21 protein-coding genes and 1 tRNA gene are annotated in these 24881 nt (G+C 64.7%); 11 read left to right on the top strand and 11 right to left on the bottom strand.

All coding sequences use genetic code 11. From position 1 onward, the window contains the following. The first annotated feature begins 27 nt into the window (after positions 1-27). The 4 genes from JWS14_RS38685 to JWS14_RS38670 all read left to right on the top strand — a co-directional run bounded on the left by JWS14_RS38685 (position 28) and on the right by JWS14_RS38670 (position 3441). Positions 28-98: transfer RNA gene (locus JWS14_RS38685), tRNA-Gly, on the top strand. Between the two features lie 527 nt (positions 99-625). Continuing rightward, the gene (locus JWS14_RS51875) at positions 626-1057 is read left to right on the top strand and encodes a tetratricopeptide repeat protein (RefSeq protein WP_083395526.1); all 432 of its coding nucleotides are present in this window, start codon (positions 626-628) and stop codon (positions 1055-1057) included. Then, the gene (locus tag JWS14_RS38675) at positions 1015-1464 is read left to right on the top strand and encodes a response regulator transcription factor (RefSeq protein WP_074933704.1); all 450 of its coding nucleotides are present in this window, start codon (positions 1015-1017) and stop codon (positions 1462-1464) included. The genes JWS14_RS51875 and JWS14_RS38675 overlap by 43 nt, the downstream gene beginning before the upstream one ends. Before the next feature lie 672 nt (positions 1465-2136). Beyond that, positions 2137-3441, top strand: coding sequence for an MFS transporter (locus tag JWS14_RS38670; RefSeq protein ID WP_241031577.1), 1305 nt, complete (start codon positions 2137-2139; stop codon positions 3439-3441). Positions 3442-3512: 71 nt separating this feature from the next. Here the strand turns inward: JWS14_RS38670 and JWS14_RS38665 are convergent, their stop codons facing one another. After that, positions 3513-4019, bottom strand: a complete 507-nt coding sequence (locus JWS14_RS38665) for an FCD domain-containing protein (RefSeq protein ID WP_259376022.1) — start codon at positions 4017-4019, stop codon at positions 3513-3515. A gap of 17 nt (positions 4020-4036) precedes the next feature. Here JWS14_RS38665 and JWS14_RS38660 point away from each other — a divergent pair, with 17 nt between their 5' ends. The 3 genes from JWS14_RS38660 to JWS14_RS38650 all read left to right on the top strand — a co-directional run bounded on the left by JWS14_RS38660 (position 4037) and on the right by JWS14_RS38650 (position 6261). Beyond that, positions 4037-4360, top strand: a complete 324-nt coding sequence (locus JWS14_RS38660) for a 2Fe-2S iron-sulfur cluster-binding protein (RefSeq protein WP_206015522.1) — start codon at positions 4037-4039, stop codon at positions 4358-4360. After that, complete coding sequence (locus JWS14_RS38655) at positions 4357-5580, top strand: NAD(P)/FAD-dependent oxidoreductase (RefSeq protein WP_206015521.1); 1224 nt, start codon at positions 4357-4359, stop codon at positions 5578-5580. The genes JWS14_RS38660 and JWS14_RS38655 overlap by 4 nt, the downstream gene beginning before the upstream one ends. 69 nt (positions 5581-5649) lie before the next feature. Then, a complete protein-coding gene (locus JWS14_RS38650) occupies positions 5650-6261 on the top strand; it encodes a nuclear transport factor 2 family protein (RefSeq protein WP_206015520.1) in 612 nt (203 codons plus the stop codon). A 132-nt stretch (positions 6262-6393) separates the two neighbouring features. Here the strand turns inward: JWS14_RS38650 and hisC are convergent, their stop codons facing one another. From hisC to JWS14_RS38620, 6 genes are all read right to left on the bottom strand, one after another. Further along, complete coding sequence (gene hisC, locus JWS14_RS38645) at positions 6394-7551, bottom strand: histidinol-phosphate transaminase (RefSeq protein ID WP_206015519.1); 1158 nt, start codon at positions 7549-7551, stop codon at positions 6394-6396. Positions 7552-7676: 125 nt separating this feature from the next. After that, the gene (locus JWS14_RS38640) at positions 7677-7961 is read right to left on the bottom strand and encodes a hypothetical protein (RefSeq protein WP_206015518.1); all 285 of its coding nucleotides are present in this window, start codon (positions 7959-7961) and stop codon (positions 7677-7679) included. Between the two features lie 159 nt (positions 7962-8120). Then, positions 8121-9389, bottom strand: a complete 1269-nt coding sequence (locus JWS14_RS38635) for an amidohydrolase (protein WP_420855153.1) — start codon at positions 9387-9389, stop codon at positions 8121-8123. A 74-nt stretch (positions 9390-9463) separates the two neighbouring features. After that, positions 9464-10810 carry an amidohydrolase gene (locus JWS14_RS38630; RefSeq protein ID WP_206015517.1) on the bottom strand — a complete coding sequence of 449 codons (1347 nt, stop codon included), beginning with the start codon at positions 10808-10810 and terminating at the stop codon, positions 9464-9466. A gap of 8 nt (positions 10811-10818) precedes the next feature. Continuing rightward, positions 10819-12171 carry an MFS transporter gene (locus JWS14_RS38625; protein WP_083395529.1) on the bottom strand — a complete coding sequence of 451 codons (1353 nt, stop codon included), beginning with the start codon at positions 12169-12171 and terminating at the stop codon, positions 10819-10821. 406 nt (positions 12172-12577) lie between these two features. Beyond that, positions 12578-14008 carry an IS1380 family transposase gene (locus tag JWS14_RS38620; RefSeq protein ID WP_206013571.1) on the bottom strand — a complete coding sequence of 477 codons (1431 nt, stop codon included), beginning with the start codon at positions 14006-14008 and terminating at the stop codon, positions 12578-12580. 186 nt (positions 14009-14194) lie between these two features. Between JWS14_RS38620 and JWS14_RS38615 the strand changes: the two genes are divergently transcribed. Continuing rightward, positions 14195-15046 carry an Lrp/AsnC ligand binding domain-containing protein gene (locus JWS14_RS38615; protein ID WP_206015516.1) on the top strand — a complete coding sequence of 284 codons (852 nt, stop codon included), beginning with the start codon at positions 14195-14197 and terminating at the stop codon, positions 15044-15046. A gap of 608 nt (positions 15047-15654) precedes the next feature. Here the strand turns inward: JWS14_RS38615 and JWS14_RS38610 are convergent. The 3 genes from JWS14_RS38610 to JWS14_RS38600 all read right to left on the bottom strand — a co-directional run bounded on the left by JWS14_RS38610 (position 15655) and on the right by JWS14_RS38600 (position 19395). Beyond that, the gene (locus tag JWS14_RS38610) at positions 15655-15867 is read right to left on the bottom strand and encodes a hypothetical protein (RefSeq protein ID WP_241031575.1); all 213 of its coding nucleotides are present in this window, start codon (positions 15865-15867) and stop codon (positions 15655-15657) included. Positions 15868-15932: 65 nt separating this feature from the next. Further along, a complete protein-coding gene (locus JWS14_RS38605; RefSeq protein ID WP_206015514.1) occupies positions 15933-17042 on the bottom strand; it encodes a 2-oxo acid dehydrogenase subunit E2 in 1110 nt (369 codons plus the stop codon). Between the two features lie 16 nt (positions 17043-17058). Beyond that, complete coding sequence (locus JWS14_RS38600; RefSeq protein WP_206015513.1) at positions 17059-19395, bottom strand: transketolase-like TK C-terminal-containing protein; 2337 nt, start codon at positions 19393-19395, stop codon at positions 17059-17061. 473 nt (positions 19396-19868) lie between these two features. Here JWS14_RS38600 and JWS14_RS38595 point away from each other — a divergent pair, with 473 nt between their 5' ends. After that, positions 19869-20351 (top strand): Lrp/AsnC family transcriptional regulator, encoded by a 483-nt coding sequence (locus JWS14_RS38595; protein WP_206015512.1) that lies wholly within the window; start codon positions 19869-19871, stop codon positions 20349-20351. Positions 20352-20619: 268 nt separating this feature from the next. Then, positions 20620-22467, top strand: coding sequence for an acetolactate synthase large subunit (locus JWS14_RS38590; RefSeq protein WP_420855129.1), 1848 nt, complete (start codon positions 20620-20622; stop codon positions 22465-22467). Between the two features lie 222 nt (positions 22468-22689). On the opposite strand, the gene JWS14_RS38585 is transcribed toward JWS14_RS38590, so the two are convergent. After that, positions 22690-23565: a fumarylacetoacetate hydrolase family protein gene (locus JWS14_RS38585; protein ID WP_206015510.1), complete on the bottom strand. Its 876-nt coding sequence runs from the start codon at positions 23563-23565 to the stop codon at positions 22690-22692. A gap of 240 nt (positions 23566-23805) precedes the next feature. Between JWS14_RS38585 and JWS14_RS38580 the strand changes: the two genes are divergently transcribed. Then, the gene (locus JWS14_RS38580) at positions 23806-24828 is read left to right on the top strand and encodes an AraC family transcriptional regulator (RefSeq protein WP_206015509.1); all 1023 of its coding nucleotides are present in this window, start codon (positions 23806-23808) and stop codon (positions 24826-24828) included. Positions 24829-24881: the final 53 nt, after the last annotated feature.

Here is a 24881-nt window from a genome sequence, read left to right as displayed (position 1 = left end):
TGCTTACGGGCGCCCAATATCGTGCGCGCCGATGTCGTTCAATGGCAGAACATCAGCTTCCCAAGCTGAATACGCGGGTTCGATTCCCGTCGTCGGCTCCGTCCGTCCGTCCGTCCGCCCATAGCTGATCTCGACGTGCGCGGGCAGTCCCACCTCCCGGCGCTGCGAGTACGACCATCCCGCACGACCTCGGCGACCTTCATCAGGTGCATCGGCAACCCCAGCATCGGTGTCAGCAGGTACGCGGCGAGGAACGCATCAGCGGTGACGACCCGGTGCGCGCCGCGATGGTAGTCGAACACGTCCCGTACGAACTCCCTCGCCGCACAGTGCTCGATCACCGCGACCACCCGCGTGAACTTCCAGGGTTCGATCCGATGGACGGCGGCGGACTTCCATATTCAAACTACGGCTGGTCGACGGGCCCCCGACCGAAGTCGTGCGTCGCTCCTCTTCTTTCGGTCATTTCGATCCAGCCGGTTGACTGGGACAAAGGATCTGCTGGATCGCCGGGGCGAGGACCGCGACGCCGACAGCATCCTCGCCGAATTACAGGGCGACCTCGAGACCGCGACGGCTCTGGTGGAGCAGGTCGGAGTACTTGCGGAGCGAATGACCGATCCGGATGCCCAGGCAATCGCGGCCCACGCCGAGGGCCTATTGGCTTTGTTTGGTGGTGATTTCGCACGCGCGCGCACGCCTCGAATGTGCCCTCGGGCTGTTCGAGCGCCGACGGGATGCCCCGCCGATCAGCGTTTTGCATTTTCTCGGTGTGGCGTACGAGCAGTTGGGTGAGACCGAACGGACTATCGCGCAATATCAGCAGTTGCTCGCGGTCACGACAGCGTGTGGCGAATCGGTGTATCGGTCGTACACGCTGAGAGCCATGGCCATTGTGACCTGGCGGCAGGGCAAGCCGGCGCGGGCGAGCGAGCTGATCGAACAGGCTCTGCGGCTGAGCAGACAAGTGAATAATCCTCGGACAACCGCACGTGCCTCGAGGCCCTTGCCTGGATGGTCGCCGACGGACAGAACGCCTCGCGTGCCGTGGTCCTGATGGGCGCCGCCGAAGAGTTGGCGTCGTCGGTGGGCACCTTCTCGGTGTGGTTCCCGAGCTTGATCAGATACCACACCGAATGTATTCAGGCTGCGTGTAGGGCCCTCGATAAGCGTTTATACGAGGCAGCGTATCGACGGGGCCGGAATCTGGGCTTGGACGAGGCGGTCGCGTACGCGCTCGGCGAGTCGAAACCGGAATCTCAGCCGGCCGTGATGGCTCCGACGGTGACGTTGACCAAACGTGAGCGGCAGGTTGCCGAGTTGGTTGCCCAAGGACTGACCAATAGTGCGATCGCGTCCCGGTTGGTGATCTCTCCGCGAACGGCCCAAGGGCACGTCGAGCACATTCTCCCCAAACTCGGATTCCCCTCTCGTGCGCAGATCGCGGGGTGGTTCGATGTGTGAGACATGCGCATCTGATCGCTCCCCCGGCGCAGCCCGCGGTCGCCGCGCAGCGAGACCTTTTTCGTCGGCTCCGCCATCCGTGCGATGTGCTTGTCAAGAATTCGCGAAGTGGACGATCGAGGGCGCAATGCGGCTATTCGTCGAGTTCTGTCATCTCTAGCGTGAGTCCCATTCAACTAGTGAGTCAAGTAACTCCAGGCCATCGAGTGTTATATGAAACACGAACGAGGAGGATGACATGGGACGGATCTCGCGGCGCCGACAATCGGGGAACCAGTCATGAGACAGCCCGCGAATAACGTTGCAGTGCAACTGCTATAAACCTGCGAGTCGTATGCAACTTCGCTACACCTTCGTCCACATCGGTGGCCTCTACGAGCTGCACCTACCGCTTCGGGGGAAGTGGCATCGCGCACGGGGCACCACCTCGTTGTGCTACCGGGACCCGGGCGGCGCCTTCGATGAGATACACATCGACAAACATTCGCCGGCGTCCCGCGGACGCACACGCCCCACATGAGCTGGTTATTCCGTGGGGTCAACCTTCGAAATCCCGACGCGCTCACAGCCCGCGGCGCCATCAGCACTCGGCGCTGCCGTTACCACGAAATCGATTCGTCAATCAGAAGGGCCGCATCCATGTCCATCCGAGAATCCATAGATCAAGCTCCCATGAGCAAATACCAGGTCATGGTCGTGGGGATCTGCCTCGTGATCGTCCTGTCGGAAGGCTATGACCTTCTGTTGATGGCGTTCGCTGCCTCCGGTGTCGCACAGGAGTACGCGCTCAACGGCTCCCAGACCGGATTGCTGCTCAGCAGTGCCCTGGTCGGTATGGCGTTGGGATCGGCGTTCATCGCACCACTGGCCGACCGCACCGGCCGGAGACCGCTGACCCTGGCATGTCTACTCCTGGTGACCGTAACCATGGCATTGGCGTCGATCACAACGAGCTTCGCGCAACTCGGAGTGTGCCGGCTGCTGACCGGGCTCGGCATCGGCGGCCTGGTGGCGAGCCTGCCGGTCCTGACCGCCGAGTTCTCTCCCCGCCGCCGCCGGGGAACCATGATCGCCCTGTACACCACCGGGTTGCCGCTGGGCGGAGTGATCGGGGGCTTGGTGGCCGCGCTGCTCACCTCCACCTTCAGCTGGCGCGCCAGCTTCGTCGCCGGCGCCGTCTTGACCCTTCTGCTGCTCGTTCTCGTCTACGCACGGATGCCCGAGTCGATCGACTATCTGCTGGTGCGCCGTCCCGCGGGCGCGCTCGAGGCGATCAATACCACCTTGCCGAAAATGGGACTTGCCCCGATCGAGGCACTGCCGGAACCGGAACCGCAGGCCGAACAGGGCATGAAGGCGGCGATCTTCAGCGGGCGCAACGGAATCCGATCGCTGCTCCTCGGGTCTGCCTTCTTCATCATGATGGCGGCGTTCTATTTCGCCGCGAGCTGGACTCCCAAGCTCCTGCAGCAGAGCGGCCTGTCCGCCCAGCAGGGCATCAGCGGCGGAATGCTGCTCAATTTCGGCGGGGCGGCGGCTACTTTGACATTCAGCGTCCTTGCGATCGTGGTGACCAGCCGAACTTTGACCATCGCGGCACTCGTCGGCGCGAGCGTGTCCTTCCTCGCGATGAGCACGGCGTTGGGCAGCCTCACCACCGCGCTCCTCGCGGCCGTCGCGGTCGGTGTCTTCGTCAATGCCAGCGCCACCGGTCTTTACGCACTCGCGCCGGACTGCTACCCGGCGTCCGTCCGCGCCACCGCCGTCGGCTGGGCGTCGGCAGTCGGCCGACTCGGGGCCATCATCTCGCCGATCCTGGCCGGCGTCCTGATCGACCGATCCTGGACACCGTCGTCACTGTTCACCCTCTTCGCGATCCCGCTCCTGATTGGCGCTGCACTTGTTGCAGCGATCAAAATTCCCGCACCGCAACAGGTATCCATCATGAGTACGAGCCCCGAAGGAGTCCAGGCCTGAACGCCGTCGCGCGGCAACCCTCGCGCAGGACCTACTCTGAGTAGTTGGCACTCGCTCCTCACCCGAAGACTTCAGGCCGGTTCGTGCTGGGTGAACCATGCCGAGGTGCTGGGAGGCGCGATGGATTCCATCAGCTTCAAGGTGGTGGCGAGGTTCTTCTCCAGATGCTCGTGAAGCCGATCGCGGATCTGTTCGGGGTCTCTGCTCTGCGCGGCGATCAACAGCGTGTTGTGGATGCGTTCTCGTTGCTCCACTGTCACGTGGGCGGCCTCGAACGGCTCGAATACGATCCGGATGTAGCGTTCGGCAGCGTCCCACAAGGGCTCGAGTACTCGCAGGTCCCATTCGTTGGCTGCGGGACTGATCAATGCGGTGTGGAATTGCCGATGCAATTCCCAATGGGTGTCTTCCGACTTGGCGGAGAAGGTCTCCCGAACGAGCTCGCCGAGCTCATCAAGATCGCTGTCGGACCGCCGCGTCGCGGAGAGCGCGGCGAGTTCGGGCTCGAGTCGCAATCGGATACGGAAGATGTTTCGGAGATCGTCGGGATTTTGCCATCGACGTCCAGCATCATCCATCCGAAGGTAGAACAGTCATGCCGAAAGTAACGTTCATCCACAACGACGGCATCGACGATGTCGTCGACGCCTCCCCCGGGACCACCCTGATGCAGACCGCCATGTTGGGTGACGTGGTCGGCATCGTCGCCGAATGTGGTGGGTCGATGATGTGCGCCACCTGCCACGTCTACGTCCACGAAGACTGGATGGAGAAAGTCGGCGAGCGTGGCGAGATGGAGGAGGAAATGCTCGAATCCACCTCGGAGCCATCTCGGCCGACCAGTCGGCTGTCCTGCCAGATCACCGTGTCCGAAGAGCTGGACGGCCTGATCGTCGAGACACCGCGGACCCAGCTGTGAACACACCGCGCATCGTCATCGCGGGCGCCGGCACGGCAGGGCACCACCTCGCGGCCGCCCTGCGGGAGTCCGGATTCGACGGGGCCGTGTCCCTGATCGGTGACGAACCCCATCTGCCGTATCACCGCCCACCACTGTCCAAGGACTATCTCGCGGGCACAGCGCATCCGGACAGTCTGAGCCTGCGCGCGCCGGCGTTCTACACCGAGCACAAGGTCGCCACCCACCTCGGTATCCCGGTCAGGCAGATCGATCGGACCACCCACCGAGTCGTCCTCGCTGACGACCGTCCCCTCGCCTACGACCATCTCGTCCTGGCGCTTGGTGCATCCCCGCGGCCCTTCGACATACCGGGGCGGGACCTCGGAGGTGTGGTGGAGCTGCGCACCCGCGCCGACGCCGAATCGCTCCGCGAACACCTACGCGAGGGCTGCCGGGTGGTAGTGGTCGGCGGTGGATTCATCGGACTCGAGGTTGCGGCCGCCGCCCGCAAGCGCGGCGCCGATGCCACCGTGCTCGAGGCGATGCCCACTTTGATGAGTCGGGCCCTGTCCGCCACCGCCGCAGCCCATCTCGCCGAGTTGCATACTGCGCAGGGCGTTCGGGTGATCTGCTCCACTGCGGTGTCCGCACTGGAAGGCAGCGCAGGGCGCGTTCACGCCGTCACCACCTCGAACGGGCAGCGCCTCGCCGCCGATGTCGTCGTCCTCGGTATCGGTGTCGTGCCGAACGTCGCGCCTGCGGCGGCGGCCGGCCTCGATGTCGCCAACGGCGTCGTCGTCGACGAATACCTGACCACCAGCGACCCGAGGATTTCCGCGGTCGGGGACTGCGCAAACTTCCCTGTGCCCTGCGGTGACCGAATCCGCCTCGAATCAATACAGAACGCGGTCGATCAGGCACGCTACGTGGCCCGACGGATCAACGGGCACACCGGGACGTACAGTGCGGTGCCCTACTTCTGGAGCGATCAGTTCGGCATGAAACTGCAAATCGTGGGCCATGCTGCACGCTCTGATCGCACCGTCATCCGGGGCACCGATACCAAGTTCTCCATCTTCCGCTTTCACGGCAACGAGCTTGCCGCCGTCGAATCGATCAATGACCCTGTGACGCACCTGACCGTACGCAAGATTCTCGGCGCGGGTGGCACCCTCACCCCCGACCAGGCAGACGAGACCGTTGATTTACGTGCACTGGCACGCAACCTCGCGGGCTAACCGTCCCGCGCCACCCCAACCGGGGCGCAATCACTTGCTACCACTTCATCTTGCCGAAGGAGTCCAGCCATGAACGACAACAGCGATGACGTCACACAGGTCACCCAGATCGTCCTCCGGGAACGGCAGGCGCGTGATCGCGGGTGGTGGGACCGAATGCGCGAGTGCATACACCCCGAGGCGCACATCCGGCTCAGTTGGTTCCGGGGCACCGGCGCTCAATTCGTCGCCGAATCGCAGAAGATGAGCAGCCGAGGCCAGAAGGCCACGCACCGGCTGTCCCCGCCGGTCGTCGCCGTGCACGGGGATCGGGCAGTTGTCGAGATCTCGGCCGGGATCGAATTCCGGGACGTCATCGGAGGAGTCGAGGCAGACCTCACCTCGTTCACCCGACTGATCTACCGACTCGAAAAGACGGCCGGAACCTGGCAGATCGTGTCCCTGGATCCGATCTACGAACGCGACAGCCTTGTTCCGACCGTGCCCGGGGAAATTCCACAGATCGACCGGGCCGCGCTCGCGGCCGTCCGCGCGCCCTATCGGTTCCTCGGCTACTACCTCGTCCAGAGTGGTTACGACATCACTGGAGACCTGTACGCTGACGACCGGTCGGACGAGGTCGAGGACCTCTACCGCACCAGCTTCGCCTGGGCTGCGGAGACTCCGGCCATCACGACGTAACCACTCGGTTAGCCGCGACGATCGACGGGCCGCTCTCCGAGGCTCTGCTCGGGAACGGCCCGTCGACGTCACCGCACCTGGTCCGCGCCGCGTTGGAGAGAAATGGGGCGCTACCCAATGCGCTGAACGCGATCAGCGCGGCGCAAAGTCCTGTGCAACCCGAAGCAGGGCGTCGGTCCCGCCGAGCTCGCCGATACTGATCCGGACACCCTCACCGGCGAAGGGCCGCACCATTACCCCAGCCGCCTCGCACGCGGCGGCGAACGTATCGCTGCGTTCGCCGAGGCGAAGCCAGAGATAGTTCGCGTGACTGTCCGGCACGCTCCAGCCCTGTGCCAGCAATGCCTCACGCATCCGAGATCGCTCGGCGACAAGCCGCGACACCCTCTCGAGAAGTTCGTCCTCGCGCTGCAGTGAGGCGAGAGCGGCGCTTTGAGCGATCGTGGACACCCCGAATGACACCGCGGTCTTGCGAAGCGCCGCGGCCACCGGCTCATGCGCGACCGCATAGCCGATGCGCAACCCGGCCAAACCGTATGCCTTGGAAAAGGTGCGGAGGGCAACCACGTTCGGCCGGGTCCGATACATGTCCAGCGCGTTCACAGCGTCGGGATCGCGGACGAACTCGACGTACGCCTCGTCGATCACCACCAGCACCTGCTCCGGTATCCGGTCCAGAAATCGAACCACGTCCGTCCGGTGCAGCACTCGACCGGTCGGGTTGTTCGGGGTGCACAGAAAGATCAGCCGCGTGCGGTCGGTGACCGCGTCGGCCATTGCGTCGAGGTCGTGCGCCTCGTCCTCGGTGAGTGGCACCTGGATCGAGCGGGCGCCACTGATCTCGGCGACTATCGGGTATGACTCGAACGAACGCCAGGCGTAGATGATCTCGTCCCCCGACTCGGCACTGATCTGCACCAGTTGCTGGATCAGGCCGATCGAACCAGTTCCGAAGGCGATGTGGTCCATCGGTACGTCCCAGTGCTCGGCGAGAGCACGAGTCAGAGCGGCGCAGGTCAGATCCGGGTACCGGTTGAGCTGCCCTGCGGCGGCAACTGCAGCATCCAACACACCGGGCAGGGGCGGATAGGGATTCTCATTCGAGGACAGCTTCCAGCCCGGTCGTTCGCCCACCGGGGCGGGCCTGCCGGGCTCGTAGGTGGGGATCCCCGCAAGCACGGAGCGCAGCCGGGGACCGACGCCCTCGGCAATGAGGGCGGGGGTCCATCCGGCCGTCCGCCGCGGGCCTTGGGCGTCGGCGGATCCATCGACGCTCGACTGTCCGTTCATCTCTTCTCTCTCGATGGGGTCGGCAGCACCCGGGTGTACCAGGTGCGCTCATGCGCACACTGGAAGACGAGTCCGTTGCTGCGGCAACGCGGTACAACCTTCGAGATTGCGATCCCGTTATCAAGTCAAATTACGCAGGAATACCCCTCCATCATCGCCATGGTGGGGAGGGCCACTTTTCCGTCAGGTTCACCAAGTCGAGTGCCCGGCTCGATCACCTGTTGAGCGTTGCGCGCCGATGAATTTCGTTCTAGCCGCCACCGCCGCATCAACGTCACGATCGAGGCACGACACCTGTCCGTCCTGGCATCGGCATTGGCATTGGCATTGGCATTGACATGCGGATCGGTGGACGAGGTCGTCGTGGTCATGGTCACTTCCTGGATGAAGCTGAGGGTGTGCGTTTTCATTCTGTGTGGGTTTCGGCAACTCTTGGTCCTCACATGCACATCCTGGTGTGGTGATAGCCTCGGCCACGCTGAAGACCAACGGTAGAAGCCGGTGCCGTGCGGCGACTAGCCGGTCTGCGAGATAAACTGTCCGTTAGGCGAACTGCGTGGCGCCGGTGATCAGTCAACGCCCCTATTCTGTTGGTCGCGACCACCGAGCCACGCCAGCGCCGCCACAACCAATGCCTGGGTGCCGGTGTCGCATGTGGGTTGGATCACGGGCGCGAAGTTGGGGGCGTGCGGCGCCGGGATGTCTTGCGCGATTCGTCCGGCGTCAGCAGCTTTGCGGTAGGTGTCCGGGTCGATGCAACCGATGCCCCAATATGTATACGGAGTACCGAATGCGTTGGGGATGTCGCTGAAGTCTTCGCTCGCGGGCACCTGATTGATCGATTGCGCTCTGTCACCGAAGAAGCTGGTGAAGGCGTCCGCCACCCGCGATGTGGTGGCCTCGTCATTGTCCGTAAGGGGGAACTGATCGAACAGGATGAACTCGGGGTCTCGCGGGCAGGCTGATGCTTGGCACTCTGCCGCGACGATCCGGTAGATGGCGTCCAGTAGTGTTTTTCGCGTGTGGTCGCTGTAGCTTCGAATGTTGAGTTCCAAGACGGCGCGATCGGGGATGACGTTGCTCTTGTTCCCGGCCCGGATGCTACCTACGGTCAGCACCGCCGTTTCCGAGGGTGGCACTTCGCGTGACACCACGGTGTGGAGTCGCACAACGATCATCGCAGCGAGAGCCACCGGATCGATGGTGGTGTGGGGCATCGAACCCGGGCCGCCGCGCCCGTGCACGGTGATCCGCATGTTGTCTGCTATCGCGAGAGCCGGCCCCGGTCGGGTGCCTACCAGCCCGGCGGGTAACTGGTAGTTATGTTGCGCCAGAGCGACGTCTGGTCGAGGAATGATCGCGGCGAGGTTGTCGTCGATCATGCGGCGGGCACCGTCACCGACCTCTTCCGCAGGCTGGAAGAGTGCTACCAGGGTGCCGTTCCAGTGCTCGCGGCTGTCCGCGAGCAACTGGGCGGCGCCGAGAAGGCATGTGGTGTGCATGTCGTGCCCACAAACGTGTGCTACCGGAACTTCGTTTCCATGGGAATCGGTGTCGGTGACGGTGCTCGAGTAGGGCAGTCCGGTCGCTTCGAGGACCGGCAGTGCATCCATTTCGGCACGGAGCAGTACAACGGGGCCGTCGCCGTTGCGGAGAATGCCGACTACTCCGGTGCCACCTATGCCTTCGTGGACGTGATAGCCGAAGCTGTCCAGACGCCCAGCCACCTTCGCGGTCTTGTACTCGCGGTGCGACAGCTCAGGGTGTGCGTGGACGTCGCGGTAGAAGTCCTCCTGCCATCCGCGGACGTCCGGCAAAGCTTCCAAGACAGCCTGCACAGCGTGTGCGGCTGCCGCGCCGGGCACGGGCACGGTCGTTATTGTCACGGTGTCCACTGGTGTCCTTGCTCTCGTCACCCGAAGGTCTTCTTGGTTTCCATGCTCCGGCGAATGGTCAAGTACTCGTCGCGGGTGAGCTTGGGTCCACTCCGATCGATGACCGAGGCAGCGTTCGCGGCCCCGTCGCAGAGCAGGTCGATGACGCTACTCGCGAGCAGTTTCGCGTTGTTGACCGCCGTGAGGACGTGATCGTCGATCTGATAGTCCTTGGAGTGGATTAGGCCGTCGCAACCGCTGCGCACGATGGGAAGCACCATCGGCATGAGCATCTGCAAGTCACCGGAATCCGTCGACGCACCATGCGCACCAGCATGACTGTCGATCTCGCTGTCACCGAAGAGGGTGCGGGCATTGGCGTCAACGACTTCTACCAGTGGCTCGTCCTGTGCGAAGGGGAAACAGCCCACTACGGTGTCGATTTCGACGCGTGCGCCGACGGCGATGGCGCCGGCGTGCATGCTGCGATCGATTTTCGCCGATGCGTCCTGCATCGCCTCTACTGAGCGTCCTCGGATCATGACTTCCAGATCGGTTGTTCCGGGGATAGTGCTGACCATGTCGCCGGAGTTGACGACGAGTTGACTCACCCGTATCGAGTCTTCGTCCCGGTAGGTCTCCTGCTGGCTGTCGATGGCTGTCATGGCGAGGGTGAGCGCCTTGAGGGCGTTGATCCCCTCGTGCGGGTTCTCGCCGGCGTGGGCGGTGAGCCCATGGAAGCGGACCTTTTTCAAGATAGCGCCGAGCCAGCTATGGTCCATTTCGAACAGCGATTCCTGGCCGCTGGTGCCGGGATGCGTGATCATTCCGAGGTCGATGTCGTCGAACTCGCCGAGGCGGATGAGTTCAGGTTTTCCGCAGACGAACTCGAGCTCTCCCGCGTCGCGTAGTGACAGTCGCCAGTCCACGTCGATGAGTTCCTCAGCGGGCACGCCGAAGAGTACGACGTCGCCGTCGAGGTGTTCCATGACCGCTTGGAGACCGATTGCGGCGCCGATCATGGCTGCGATCTCGATGTGATGGCCACACGCGTGTGCGGCACCGGTATCCGGGTCGGCAAGCGGGTGATCGGGTGTGATGACGGAATCCAGTTCGCCGAGGATCGCCACAGTGAAACGATCCGATCGGCCACGCATGCGCGCCTTCACACCAGTGCGGGCCAGACCGGTGCGATAATCGAGCCCCATGTGCTCCAGTTGTTCGACGAGCCGCTGTGCCGTTCCATGTTCACGGAACCCGACCTCGGGGTTTCGCTGGATCTCGCGGCTGAGTTCAACGATTCTGTTGGTCTGCTCGTCGATTGTGGCGATCGCCATTGCCTTGAGCTCTGTGTGGGTCGCGTTCGTAGTCAGTGTCTTCTGCATGAGGTGTCCTAGTCGTCGAGTGAGATTGCGCGGGTCTCGGGCATAAACCACACCGTGATGGCCGAGACAGCCATCAGGCCCATCACGTACAGGTTGAAGGCTGCGGGCATGTGCAGTTGGTCGAACAGGGAGAGCAGGTACGGGGCAGTTCCGCCAAAGATCGCGGTGGCGATGGAGTACGGGACGGCGGCGCCTGTCGTACGAATTCTCGTGGGGAACATCTCCGCGATTACGGCTGGCGTGATCGAGGCCAAACCTGCGATGAAGATCAGTGCGATGCCCATCGCGAGAAGCAATTGCCAGGCACTTCCTTGGATCAACCAGTTCAGCGGAAACATCAAGGCGATGAGTGATAGGAAGGAAGTCAATAGGACTGGACGTCGACCGATTCTGTCGGACAGTGCCCCCCAGAGCGGAAGTGCGATCATGAACAGCACCATCGCAATCGAGGCCATCCACAGTGCCGATGTCGGGTTGATCCCCCGTTCGGCGATGGCGAACGCGGGTGTCGCCACGGCCCACACGTAGTAGATGACCGTTCCCCCGACGCAGAAGCAGACGACTCGTACCTGCAACTTCGGGCGCCGACGGATCTCTTTCCAGATCGAATCGCTCGCCTGGTGTGAGTCGTCCGACTGGGTGCTCTCGAAGGCTTCCGTCTCGGGGAGGGCGGAACGAAGAATCAAGATGACGAGCCCGAGCGCACCTCCGATCAGGAACGGGATTCGCCAACCGAACGCGAACATCTGGTCCTTCGTTAGCAGTTCGCTCAGTAATGCTCCGAGTAGCGTGCCGAAGAGCACGGCAACTGAAATGGAGATGTACATCGAGCTCGACCACAGGCCCCGTGTTCGCGGTGGTGCGGCCTCGGCGAGATAGGTTTGCGCCGTCGGCACTTCGCCGCCGGTTCCCAGACCTTGGAGCAGCCGGGCGGAGACCAGGACGATCGGTGCCAGGACGCCGATCGACGCCGCCGTGGGTGTGAGGCCGATGAGCAGGCTGCCGGCCGCGGCGAGGCTGATCGACCACATCATCGCGAACTTCCGGCCCCGCCGATCCGACAGCCAGCCCAACACGAAACCCCCGATCGGTCGGGCGATGAAGCCCGCGGCGAAAACGGCGAGAGTCTTCAGCAGAGCCGCGCTGCCAGTCCCCGAGAAGAACTGGGCAGCAAAGAACACCGAGAACGTGGCGTAGACGCTCCAGTCGTACCATTCGATTGCAACGCCTGCTCCCAGGCTCACCAGTGTCCTGGCGGATCTAGGCCGGCGTTGCGCTTCGGCGGGTGCGGCATGATCGTTCGTCTCGGCGCTCGGTGAGCGGCCGGGTTCCAGAATCACGGTCTCGTCATGTGGGTCCATGGGGACGCCTCCAAGGTTCGGAAGTTCGGAGTCAGGCAGTGTGGGTTCGCGACGGTGCGAATGGCGATTGCGTCATACTGCATCGCGAGGCCGCACTGAGCCCGAGAATCGATAGATATGCTCATTCGACAGCGGAAGGATGGCGAGATCGTGCAAAGTGCCCTCTCGGAGGAGGACCTGGCGCTCATCCATGCCCTCCAGATTTGGCCTCGTGCGAGTTGGAGCGCACTCGCTCCGATCCTGGCCGCCTCCCCGATTACCCTAAATCCACCGATCGACTGATGTGTCCGTGCTGAGTTTCGTTGTGCGGCAGCGAGTTGGTTACGGACGTGGGTGATCGTCCGACCTGCGTGTCGGGTTGTTCCACTGGCTCTTTCGCGTCGAGGGCGGGCAGGTGTCGCGGACGTTAGACGATGATCGGGTGATTGCGGCCGAACGTTCTGTCGAACAGTGTGTTCCATGGTGTTTCCCACGGCCAGTCGGTCGGTAGGTGCAGCGTCAGCCGTCGGGCGGAGGAGGCGATGCGGGCGGGGACCGAGACGAGGGTGCGCCGGATGGTGCCGGTGGTCGCTTTCGTCAGCTTCGGGTCAGCCGTGAGGGTGCCGGCGGCACGGGTCAGATTGAACGCCATCACCGCGCAGACCAGCCAGGCGGCGTTCGCGGCGAACCGGCCCGAGGGCAGATGCGCGAGGGCGGAGTTCTTCAGGTCCGCGTGCACCTGCTCGATGACGGCGTGTTGGCGGTGGGTCTTGTCGGCGTCGACGGTGTCGAGGTCGTCGGGGTCGGTGGTGGTGAAGAAGGCGTGGAACCGCCAGATGTCGAACAACGTGCCCTGGCCCTGGTCCTTGGGCGGTCGCAGGTCGGGGATGCGGCGCACCACCAGCCGTCCGGGGATCTGGTGGGCCTTCTTCTGCGAGGCGAACGCGGTGAACGGTATCTCGGCGACCTCCGCCCGCGAGATCCAGGTGTCGGTGTCCTCGTCGTAGAGGGCGTCGGTGTATTCGATGGGTGTCCACGCGGACTCGTCGTCGATGGATGCGATCGCACGTTTGATGGTGGAGGTCAGGCGCACGGTGACCGACACATCGGCGCCGGCGCGAATCGCGGCACTGATGGTGGGATGGCCGTAGAAGGCGGAGTCGCCACGGACCAGGGGCTTCGACGCGCCGTGGCCGTCCGCCCCGCCGGCCTGGGAACGCAGCCGGTCGACGGTGGCCAGCGAATCGGCGACCATCCGGGCGGCGCCGCGTGCGGAGCCGCAGGCTCCTCGGCGTAGGCGTTGACCGATGATCACCGGCGCGCAGGTGTCGGTGGTGACGGTGGCGAGCAGGGCGTTGAGCCCGCGGACGCCGGAGTAGCCGTATCCGGAGCCCTGTTTGCCGTGGCCGTGGACCTCGATGATCGTGTCGTCGATATCGACCATGATTCGCCCGGTGTCGATGCCGCTGACCAGCGGGGTCTTCTCGGCGAGAGCGCCCAGGAACCGTGAGGCGACGGCGTCGAGTTGCCGCACGTGCCCGAAGGTGAACTCGCGGAGGAACGATCCCAGCGTCGACGGTGCATAGGGGCGGTCGAAGACGGTCCCCATTGCCCCGTGCCGCAGGATCGCCAGGTCGGCGATGCTGTCGGCGCCGGCGACCATCCCGCCGATCAGGGACCCGATCTTGCGGCCCGGGTTGGCGCCTTTGTCGGTGGGCACGCTCAGGTGCTGATCGGCGAGCGTGAGCAGGCCGCTGGCCTGCGCCAACGCCATCACCGGGACCAGTCCCGCGGTCGCCACCAAATTCGGATCGTCGAACCTCGCCGCCGAGACGGGTCGGGTGTGAGATAGTTGCATCCGCGAGATGTCCTTCCGCGTGGCTGAATCTGACCCTCGAGAAGTCTCATTCTTCCACTACGACAGGGCATTTCGCTTTTATGACACTCTCACGCGCTCATACCAATCGGTGCTTCCAGGATTACCCTGGCGAACCGCTGGAGCCGGCTCCGCGACGCCGGATTGGCGTGGGTCACCACAGTCCCGGTGCGCGGCCTGTACAGCGGTTACACGTCGGTGGCGCTCGTCGAAGTGGACTGCGCAAGAGATCTGTTCGACGATGTCGTTGCCCGCTTGGAGCGAATGGAACACGTGGTGGCGATCGAGCATGCCGCGCGCGGCCGGGACCTGCTATTGACCGTGAGCGCCACGTCATTCGATACCCTCGCCGCGTTCCTCGTCGACGAGTTGAATCGAATTCCCGGTGTGACATCCTCGCGGACACACCTGGCCGTCCGCGTGCATATGGAGGGAAGCCAGTGGCGTCTGGACGCACTGGATCCCAGCCAATGCGACGCGGTGACGACCTTGCTGCGCGAGTCGAAGGCGGTTGGGGAACCCGCGAATGTTCGATCGGCGATCTCATCCCGGATCGCCACTCTGGAGGAGCAACTCGCCTACGATGGCCGTTTCACTGCTGCGGAATTGGCGGAACGGCTGAGCCGTCCGCCGTCGACAATTCGTCGCCAGCTCACCACCGTGCTGGCGTCACGACACCTGGCTATCCGCTGTGAAGTTGCGCAATTGCACACTCGGTGGCCTATCACAGTGACGTGGTGGTGCCGCCTTCCCGGTGTACAGCTGCAGGAGACGATCGCTCACTTACGCAATGACGGCAGCGTCCGAATGTGCATGTCGCTCACCGGTCCGTCGAACTTCGCCGTCCAGGCGTGGGTCAGCGATATGGCTGATCTGATGGCCACTCAGGCACGCCTGGAGCAGATACTCCATCCCGGCGAGATCGCCGACAGCTCGGTGACACTTCGCACCCGCAAGAGAAATGGATGGCTCCTGCATCCTGACGGCCGATCCCGTGGCGAGCACACCCGACTCACGTAGATACTCAGACCGAGCGGCCGCCATCGTTGGTTGGGATTGTGCGGGCGAACTCGATGCAGGAGGTTGGTTTTTGATCATGCGGATGATCGAATATCGTTATATTGTCATCGGTTACGCAGGTTCGGCGTCGTCGATCGGTGGGTGCCAGTGTTCTTTCCGTCGATCGATATCATGATTTCGAGGACGCGGCGATTCTCCGATCACGAAACGCACCGCTTCGTCGACATTGGTCGCGTGAGCACCTCGTAGTCGCATCCCGGAGTGGAACGTGTCCACAGGAAGAATCTTCTTGTCATGCTCGCGACGACTTTCTGTTGATGCAGACAAGCTCGAGACGGCCGAGGTCTCGAAGAGGCTGCATGCACGGGCGCCCCATCGCTGGTCGTCCGCACGGTCGAGGCTGGCGATGGGCTCCTCGAGACGCTGATCAGTCGGATCGAGGCGTCGGCGAAATCCGCACCGCCTTCGTTCCGACCAGGGCCCACACCACATAACCCGTTCGGGTGTAATACGCATTCGTGACCGGCCGAGCCCCCCACCGGTTGGAGCCGGCACACGCCGATCTCTCAACCTGTGCGCGCGTAACACGGGCACAGGATGAGAGTTGTTCACCACAAAGGTCGGGATTTGGCTAGCGTGAGTTTCTGCTGGCAGAGCTCGACGATGCGCTGCCGATCCACGGGGTCGAGCGGCGGGCTGGGCGGAGTCTGCAAGATCGTGAGAACCCGCCGGTAGTAGGTCGTGGGGTCGATTCCGAACTCGGGGAGGATGTACTCATCACCCCCGTCGAACGACATCCACTGCGCTGCGAAGTCAACCATGCGAACGGCGTCAGACCAGACCGGTCGCCCGTCCAGCGCCGCGCTGGTCCGCGAACTCAGCGTGCTCACTGCAGTTCCGAGGGGTCGAACCCGGCTTCCAGACGCTGCCGGACGGCGCTCAGGTAGCGGGCGGCGTCGGCGCCGTCGACGATGCGGTGGTCGTAGGACAGCGACAGGTACGCCATCGACCGGACTTCGATCTGCAGTGCTCCGCCCTCGCCGCGGGTGGGGACGAGGCGTTCGACGACGGTCCCGATGCCGAGGATGGCGGACTGGGGTTGGTTGATGATCGGAGTGTCGAACAAGGCCCCGCGGCTGCCGGTGTTGGTGATGGTGAACGTGCCGCCGGACAGGTCGTCGGGGCGGATCGTTCCCGACCGCACGCTGTCCGCGGAATCGGCAATCCGCCGGGCGAGTTCCGGGATGCGTAGCGCACCTGCATCGCCGATGACGGGCACCATCAAACCCTTGTCGCTGTCGACGGCCATCCCGAGGTGCACCGCCGAGTGGTAGGTCACCTCGGTGCAGTCGGCATCGAGCGAGGAGTTGATCACCGGGTGCTCGTCGAGCGCCTCGACGGCGGCGGCGACGAAGAACGGCAGGAACGACAATTTCACCCCGGTCCGGCGGTGGAATTCCGCCTTCTCCCGGCCGCGCAGCCGGGCGATTCCGGTGACGTCGACCTCGACCACGGTGGTCAATTGCGCTGATGTCTGCAGGGATTCGACCATCCGCCTGGCGATGGTGCGGCGAATCCGGGGAAGCTTCTCCACCCGATCGCCACCGACTGCCGGCGCAACGGTCGATGCCGGTGCCGGTGCCGGCGTCGGGGCGGGTTGCGGGATGGGGTCCGTTGCCGGTGCCGGGGTCGGCGTGGCCACGGGGGCCGGAGCCGGAGCCGGTGTGGCCGCGGCGGCGCCTTCCTCCGCGCCGAGCACCGCGACCACCGCACCAACCTCGACCAGCGCGTCTTCCTGCGCGACGATCTCGAGAAGAATGCCGGCTGCGGGGGACGGAATTTCGGTGTCGACCTTGTCGGTGGCCACCTCGAGCAACGGTTCATCGTGCTCGATGCGGTCACCGGGGGATTTGAGCCAGCGGGTGATGGTCGCCTCGGTGACATTCTCGCCGAGTGACGGCAATACCATCGCGGTGCCGTTGTGGGTTGTGGTCATGTCACGTCTTTCGGGGTCAGTCGACGAGGTTGAGGGCGGCACGGAGGATGCTGTCGGTGTCGATGCCGTGGTAGCGGTAGACGTCGTCGAGGGATCCGACCTGCCCGAACCGGCTGACACCAAGCGCGGCACCGGGAACGTGGTTGATGCCGGCCAGGAACGCCAGGGTGTGCGGGTGCCCGTCGAGGACGGTCACCATCGGCGCCGCCCGATCGACCGGGAACACCTGGTCGAGGATCCACGACGGCCCGTCGGCGAGCCCTCGACGGGCCTGCACCGCCTCGAACAGCAGCCCGGGACTGGTGACACACACGACATCCGCGGCGATGCCCTGCTCGGCCAACCGGTCTGCGGCTGTGAGGGTTTCGGTGATCATCGCACCCATCCCGACCAGCGTCACGGCCGGATTGTCGGTGTGCCGCAGCGTGTACGCGCCGGCGACCACCTGACGGCGTCGGCGTTCCCGAGCGGCGGGATCCGACGGCACGGCGGCGAGGGTCTGATCGACCGGTCGGGTCGACAGGCGCAGATACGACGAGGAACCGTCCGGGCGGCCCAACCGGGAGATGCTGTCGAGCAACGTCCATTCGACATCGATCGCGAACGCCGGCTCGTAACTCACACACCCGGGTTGCTCGAGGCCGATCGACGGGGTCTTGATCGACTGGTGTGCCCCACCTTCCGCCGCGAGGGTGACCCCGGACGGGGTGCCGACCAGGATCGACTGCCCACCCGCATAGATCCCGTACGACCAGGGTTCGAGGGCGCGTTCGACGAACGGGTCGTACATCACCCCGATCGGGAACAGCGGCTGCCCCCACCGACTCCAGGTGGCACCGAGCTCCCCCATCAACCCGACCAGGTTGGTTTCCGCGATGCCGAGTTCCATGTGCTGCCCGGTGGGCTTCTCCCGCCAGTGCATGATCGTCTCGGCGTCGTCGTCGAACCAGTTGCGCCGCTCGTTCGGCGACCACACCCCCACCTTGTTCAGCCACCCCGCCAGATTGGTGGTGGAGGAGACATCGGGGCTGACCGTGACCACCCGCTTCGCCGCCTCCGGGGCCTCCCGGGACAGGTCCAGCAGCGCGCGACCCAGGGCGGCCTGGGTGGTGGACGTCCCGGACGGGGTGCGGCCGATGTCCGCCGGCACCGAAGGCGGGGTTGCCGGTTCGACGGGCTCGCGGGTGAGCCATTCGGCGGAGGCGGCGCAGACGCGGCCCGCGGTGCTGTCCGTGTCGAACCGGGCCCACGGATCGTTCGGGTCCATCCCGAGTTCGGCGGCGAGCTGTTCGTACTGTTCGACGGTCAGCAGCGAGGAGTGATTCTGCGGATGCCCCTGCGTGGGCAGGCCGCGGCCCTTGATGGTGTAGGCGATGATCACCGTGGGGCGGGTGTCGTCGATCTGCCCGTACGCCGCGCGGAGGGCGTCGAGGTCGTGGCCGCCGAGGTTCCGGATAGCCGCGAGGAGGGTGTCGTCGTCGAGTTCACTGATCAACTCGGTGATAGCCTTCGCGTCCCCATCAGCACCAGGAAGCCTCAGCCGCAACTCCTCGGCGTCACAGCGCAGCAGCCGCTGGTATTCGGGGTTGGGCATGTCCAGGATCCGGGAACGCAGCGCCGGGCCACCCGGCCGGGTGAACAGCGACTCCAGCAGGGTTCCGAACTTCACGGTGAGCACCTGCCACCCGGCGGCGGCGAACATCGATTCGAGCCGGCCCGCGGCGATGTTCGGCACCACCCGGTCCAGAGACTGCCGGTTCAGGTCGACGATCCACACGATCTCACCGAGTTCGGCGACGGAGGTGTCGAGGATCGCCTCCCAGACCGCACCCTCGTCCAGTTCGGCGTCGCCGACGAGGGAGTACTGCCGGCCCGTCCCGGCGCCGCCGATGGTGGTGTCGACGTAGCGGCGGGCGATGGCACCCCAGATCGGGGCGGTCGCGCCGATGCCGACCGAACCGGTCGAATAGTCCACCGGATCAGGATCTTTCGACCGGCTGGGGTACGACTGGAGGCCACCGAACTCCCGCAGCGTCGTCAGATACTTCTCGTCCAGCTCGCCGAGCAGGTAGTTGATGCCGTGCAGCACCGGGGAGGCGTGGGGTTTGACCGACACCCGATCCCCCGGCCGGAGCTGCTCGAACCACAGCGAGGTCATGATGGTCGCGATCGACGCGCACGACGCCTGATGCCCACCCACCTTCAGGCCCGTCGGGTTCGGGCGAACCCGGTTGGCGTGGTGGATCATTGCGGTCGAGAGCCACAACACGCGCTGCTCGATGTCACGCAGCGTTTCCAAGTTGTCACCGGCGATCGGGGCGTGCGTGTCGGCGGACGAGGTCGTCGCGGTCATGGGTCACTTCCTGGCTGTAGCGCAGCGGGGCTGCGGGTGTGTTTTCGATATCTCTTGGTCGGTAGAAGGCCTCACCGTGGTGCGGTCTACGACGGGTTGTTACCTAGGTCACGCTCGAGTCTTACGCTAGGGCCGGTCCACGGTCGCAACTAGCCGGTTTGCGCGATGAGCCGTCCACTAGACGAACTGTGTCCACCGTTGCGATCGTTGCCTCGGTGTTACGTCGAGAACCACAAGAGGCCGGTACTTCCGCGGCGCCCAGGTCATGAGCGAGGCGGAGAGGTGGTGACGGGTAGTCGGACCTGTGGGCACCGAACCGACCTGCGGGCGGCATGGCACCGTCCGTGTGTTGCGATCTCATGTGCAGATCTCCCGCTACAGTCGACCACCGGCATACACTTCCGCAATACCGACCGCAGAATTTCAGCATTCTGCGAACCATCCACTCATGGACCCTGCTGGAGGTTGGCAGAATGCCCACCACGACCACCGTCGATTCGATCGACGCGAAGATCCTCGCTGCCCTGACAGAGGAACCCCGGGCCACGGTGATCGCCCTTGCCGACAAGACCGGCTTGTCCCGCAACACGGTCCAGGCGCGCCTCGGCAAACTCGAGAAGCAGGGTGTGCTGCAGTCATTCGAGCGCCGCATCGACCCCGGTGCGCTGGGATACCCGCTGACCGCGTTCATTCTGACCAGCGTCACCCAGCGCAAACTGACCCGAATCGCCGACGCCCTCGACGACGTTCCCGAAGTGGTCGAGGTGCACGGGCTCAGTGGCGCCACAGACCTTCTCGTACATGTCGTCGCCCGCGACGCCGACGACCTCTACCGCATCGCCGGCCGCATACTCGACATCGACGGCGTCGAGCAGACCACCACTTCTCTCGTAATGCGCAAGCTAGTCGACTACCGCGTGACGCAGCTGCTGACCTCACTCGCCAATCCGTCCTGATCTCAACTCGCGTTGGGCATTCTGCCCACGGTCACGCGCCTCGACGCGGAGGTTTCGCGCAGATTGCTGAAACTCGTTGGAGCCGATTGCCGTCGAACGAAGTTCGTGTTTCACTCGGCACTCGTGCTCACCCATCCGCGAGCACTGCACCCTTCTTGCGCACCATCCTCCGATCCCGAGGATGTCCGGCAGGCCGCGAAGCCAGAAATCTGCTCCTTCGCCCGGCTGTGCCGATTCGACAGCCGAACCAGATTCAGAGGACATCCCCGTGAGTGCACCCACCCGACTCCGTGAGGAACAGCAAACCCACGCCGAGATCCGACACCTACCCGAACGCGTCACCGGAGCGCAGGCCGTCGTGCGGTCCCTCGAAGAACTCGACGTCGACTGCGTGTTCGGGATTCCGGGCGGAGCGATCCTGCCCGTCTACGACCCACTGCTGGAATCGACCCGGGTGCGGCATGTGCTGGTCCGCCACGAGCAAGGCGCCGGGCACGCCGCCACCGGCTACGCCCAGGCCACCGGCAAGGTCGGGGTCTGCATGGCCACCTCAGGCCCCGGCGCAACCAACCTCGTGACCCCACTCGCCGACGCGCAGATGGACTCCGTCCCCGTCGTCGCGATCACCGGACAGGTCGGCCGCGGGCTCATCGGCACCGACGCCTTCCAGGAAGCCGACATCTGCGGCATCACCATGCCGATCACCAAACACAACTTCCTGGTCACCGACCCCGCGGACATTCCCCGAACCATCGCCGAGGCCTTCCACATCGCGTCGAGCGGTCGGCCCGGCGCGGTGCTCGTCGACATACCGAAGGACGTCCTGCAAGCGACGACCACGTTCTCGTGGCCGCCGGAGCGGTGTCTGCCCGGCTACCGCCCGACCACCACACCGCACTCCAAGCAGATCCGCGCGGCAGCCGCGTTGATCAACTCCGCCGCCGCCCCGGTGCTCTACGTCGGCGGCGGCGTGATCAAGGCCGGTGCCGCAACCGAATTGCGTGAACTCGCGGAACTGACCGGCATTCCCGTCGTCACCACACTGATGGCGCTCGGCGCGTTCCCCGACAGCCATCGGTTGCACTACGGCATGCCGGGCATGCACGGCACCGTGGCCGCCGTGGCCGCTATGCAGCGCAGTGACCTGCTGATCACCCTCGGCGCACGGTTCGACGACCGCGTCACCGGTCACGCCGCATCCTTCGCCTCCTACGCGAAGGTGATCCACGCCGACATCGACCCCGCCGAGATCGGCAAGAACCGAAGGGTGGATGTCCCCATCGTCGGTGACTGCAAGAAGATCGTCCGCGCACTCATTGACGCCCTCCGCCTCGAAACCGACGCCGCCCAGGATCGCGAAGGGTGGCGGGCCTCGCTGGACGAGGTGCGACACACCTACCCGGTGAGCTACGACCGGCCGGCCGACGGGACGCTCTCACCGCAACTGGTCATCGAGGCGGTCGGGAAGGCGGCCGGCCCCGACGCGATCTACGTTTCCGGTGTCGGCCAGCACCAGATGTGGGCGGCCCACTTCATCGGGTTCGAGAAACCTCGGACATGGCTGAACTCCGGCGGCCTCGGCACGATGGGATATGCGGTCCCGGCCGCGCTCGGCGCGAAAATTGCTGCGCCCGAACGCGAAGTGTGGGCGATCGACGGCGACGGCTGCTTCCAGATGACCAACCAGGAACTCGCCACAGCCGCGATCGAAGGTGTTCCGATCAAGGTGGCCGTCATCAACAACGGCAACCTCGGCATGGTCAAGCAACTCCAGGCCATCCACTACGACGGACGCTACTCCAGCATCGACCTCGCCACCCACTCGCGTCGGATACCCGACTTCGTCAAACTGGCCGACGCACTCGGCTGCGTCGCCCTGCGCTGTGAGCGGGAGGACGATGTCGAATCCGTCATCGCACAAGCGCGAGCGATTAACGACCGGCCGGTGGTGATCGACTTCGTCGTCAGCGACGATGCCCTCGTGTGGCCGATGATCGCCGCCGGCGCGAGCAACGACCAGATCATGGCCGCCAAAGACATCCGCCCCCTCTTCGACGACGACGAAGATGCAGCGGAATACGGACCGCTGCAGACACCGTCCGCAACGGAGGAGTGAAATCGCCCGACCGTGGTGAGCATCGCTTGGAACCTCGCGCACCACCACAGTCTGGAGGCGGACGTTCCGCAGTGCCCGACGACGATACGGTCTCACCGGCTTCGCCAATGATGCTGCCGCAGAGGGTCCTCTGCCGGTAGACACCCGGCAGTTCCTGGGCTCGATGACCGAACATAGGTTCGCCCTGGACCAAGCGTCCGGGGCGAACCTATTGGCTGCCAGTTAACTTCGATCGGCGACGAACCGCTGGTGCAGCTCGCCGATTCCGTCGATCCAGCTGGTCAGCTGCTCACCCGGCTGCAGGAACCGCGGCGGCTTCTGCCCGATACCCACTCCGGCGGGAGTGCCGGTGAAGATAACGTCTCCCGGGTAAAGGGTCACAGTTTCCGACAGGGCGGCGATCACCGACGACACCGGGAAGATCAGGTCGCTGGTGCGACTCTTCTGGACCTCCTCGCCGTCGATGGCGCAGCCCAACTCCAGGTCGTCGGGGTTTGCGAACTCGTCGGGTGTGACCAGCCACGGCCCCTGCGGGGAGAAACCGGCAAAGGACTTGCCCAGGCCGAACTGGGCTGCCGGGCCACGCAGCTGCGAGATGCGTTCGGAGATATCCTGCCCCACCGTCAGACCCGCCACGTGCGACCAGGCGTCGGCGACGGCGACGCGGCTCGTCTCGCGGCCGACGACGACGACCAACTCCACCTCCCAATCGACATTACCGCCGACCGGGATGCTCACCGCGCTGTCCGGTCCGGAGAAGCTGGAGACATACTTGGTGAACACCGGCGGCAGCGCAGTGGGTGAGTCGAATCCGGATTCGGCCGCGTGATCGTGGTAATTCAGGCCGATAGCGAACACCTGCCGCGGGGCCGGGGACGGGGCCCCGAGCCGGCTCCGGTCGATCGCGACCGCGTCCCGGGCGAGGGCGGGAAGGTCCTCGCCCTCCACCCACGCGATGACCTCGTCCCACACCGGGTAGACGTCGGCCAGTGCGGGACCGAATCGGCCCCGCGACGCGGTGGCCAGATCCACCGCCCGCTCGGCTCCGACCTCGCCTGCCACCAGAGCGGCACGATCGTCGATATTGGCTAAACGCATGAAATCCTCAATTTCGTCGTGGTACTGCCAGAGGCGGGATGACAACGTCCCGCACAGTGGGCTATAAAGTGTGACCCAGGTCATGGCCGACTCGAACCTAAGCGGAGACCCGCCCCCGCGGCTATCCGATACGCGCACCGGAACGTCCGACCCGCGAAGTATTACCGGTGGGACTGTGGGCTCCGTCACAACCGGGCCTCGTATCATGGGACCGAGAACACCAGAAAGCAAGGATCAACCATGGTTGATGTGCCGGCGTCAGCATTCACCGACGAGACCGCTCGGTCTCGGCGCGGGATCTTCTGCGCCACCGATGACTTCGACGTCTATCGGGCCAACATCAACGAGGCCTTTTACCCGGCGCGGCTCGAGATCGTCGGTGGGACTCAGCAGCTGTCGGATGCGCGGATGCTGGCGGTACGCCTGACCCATATGACCGTCGGCATCGTCCGATTCGGCGCCGATGTCCTGATCGACCCGGGCGCCGTCGGCGGCTATCACATCGACCTACCGCTCACGGGTTCGCTGGAAACCAGCTGCGGCCCGCAGAATGTGGTGGCGACCCCGCAGCGGGCGGCGGTGTACACCCCCGGCGAGCACACCTTCCTGTCGCGATGGGCCGCCGACAACACCCAGGTCAGCATCAAGATCGATCGGGCCGCGCTCGAACAGGAACTCGGTCGGATCCTCGGCAGACCGGTGAACGGGCGAGTGCGCTTCGACATCGGTTTCGACCTGACCACCACCGCCGGCCGGCGGTGGGCGTCGACGCTGCAGATCCTGCTCGACACGATCGCCGACCCCGGGCCGATTCCTGATCCTGCCCTGATCGCGCAGATCGGCCACCTGGAACGTGCCCTGATCAGCGGGTTGCTGGCCAATCAGGGGCACTCGATGAGCGAAGCGATCCTCAGGAGCGGCGAGGACTCCGACAATCCGGCAGCGGTGCGCAAAGTCCTCGACCTACTTCAGGCGGCACCGGGGGCCCAGCACACTGTCCCCGATCTCGCCGAGGCCGCCGGGGTCGGCGTGCGACAACTGCAAAAACTGTTCCTCGATCGGTTCGAGATGAGCCCGTCGGAGTATGTGCGCAATCTGCGCCTCGACGGGGTGCGGGCAGATCTGCTCGAACGCGACCCCGACTGCACGGTGAGTGAGGTCGCGTTCCGGTGGGGGTTCAACCACCTCGGCCGGTTCGCGCAGTATTACGAGCAGAAATTCGGCGAAACTCCTTCGCGGACACTCGGCACCCGCCAGAGCTGACGACGGCGCCGTTGCCCTGTCAGCGACGCTCTCTGCGCCGGTTCGCCTACTGG

The sequence above is a fragment of the Rhodococcus koreensis genome, assembly GCF_017068375.1.
Classification (GTDB): domain Bacteria; phylum Actinomycetota; class Actinomycetes; order Mycobacteriales; family Mycobacteriaceae; genus Rhodococcus_F; species Rhodococcus_F koreensis.
This window is presented reverse-complemented; position numbering and strand designations above follow the sequence as displayed.

Bases quoted from the DNA above. Each gene is read 5' to 3' on its own strand.
- JWS14_RS51875 (WP_083395526.1), top strand. From the start codon at position 626: ATGCCCAGGCAATCGCGGCCCACGCCGAGGGCCTATTGGCTTTGTTTG.
- JWS14_RS38675 (WP_074933704.1), top strand. From the start codon at position 1,015: ATGGTCGCCGACGGACAGAACGCCTCGCGTGCCGTGGTCCTGATGGGC.
- JWS14_RS38670 (WP_241031577.1), top strand. From the start codon at position 2,137: ATGAGCAAATACCAGGTCATGGTCGTGGGGATCTGCCTCGTGATCGTC.
- JWS14_RS38665 (WP_259376022.1), bottom strand. From the start codon at position 4,019: ATGGATGATGCTGGACGTCGATGGCAAAATCCCGACGATCTCCGAAAC.
- JWS14_RS38660 (WP_206015522.1), top strand. From the start codon at position 4,037: ATGCCGAAAGTAACGTTCATCCACAACGACGGCATCGACGATGTCGTC.
- JWS14_RS38650 (WP_206015520.1), top strand. From the start codon at position 5,650: ATGAACGACAACAGCGATGACGTCACACAGGTCACCCAGATCGTCCTC.
- hisC (WP_206015519.1), bottom strand. From the start codon at position 7,551: ATGAACGGACAGTCGAGCGTCGATGGATCCGCCGACGCCCAAGGCCCG.
- JWS14_RS38640 (WP_206015518.1), bottom strand. From the start codon at position 7,961: ATGAAAACGCACACCCTCAGCTTCATCCAGGAAGTGACCATGACCACG.
- JWS14_RS38630 (WP_206015517.1), bottom strand. From the start codon at position 10,810: ATGCAGAAGACACTGACTACGAACGCGACCCACACAGAGCTCAAGGCA.
- JWS14_RS38625 (WP_083395529.1), bottom strand. From the start codon at position 12,171: ATGGACCCACATGACGAGACCGTGATTCTGGAACCCGGCCGCTCACCG.
- JWS14_RS38620 (WP_206013571.1), bottom strand. From the start codon at position 14,008: ATGCAACTATCTCACACCCGACCCGTCTCGGCGGCGAGGTTCGACGAT.
- JWS14_RS38610 (WP_241031575.1), bottom strand. From the start codon at position 15,867: ATGGTTGACTTCGCAGCGCAGTGGATGTCGTTCGACGGGGGTGATGAG.
- JWS14_RS38605 (WP_206015514.1), bottom strand. From the start codon at position 17,042: ATGACCACAACCCACAACGGCACCGCGATGGTATTGCCGTCACTCGGC.
- JWS14_RS38600 (WP_206015513.1), bottom strand. From the start codon at position 19,395: ATGACCGCGACGACCTCGTCCGCCGACACGCACGCCCCGATCGCCGGT.
- JWS14_RS38595 (WP_206015512.1), top strand. From the start codon at position 19,869: ATGCCCACCACGACCACCGTCGATTCGATCGACGCGAAGATCCTCGCT.
- JWS14_RS38585 (WP_206015510.1), bottom strand. From the start codon at position 23,565: ATGCGTTTAGCCAATATCGACGATCGTGCCGCTCTGGTGGCAGGCGAG.
- JWS14_RS38580 (WP_206015509.1), top strand. From the start codon at position 23,806: ATGGTTGATGTGCCGGCGTCAGCATTCACCGACGAGACCGCTCGGTCT.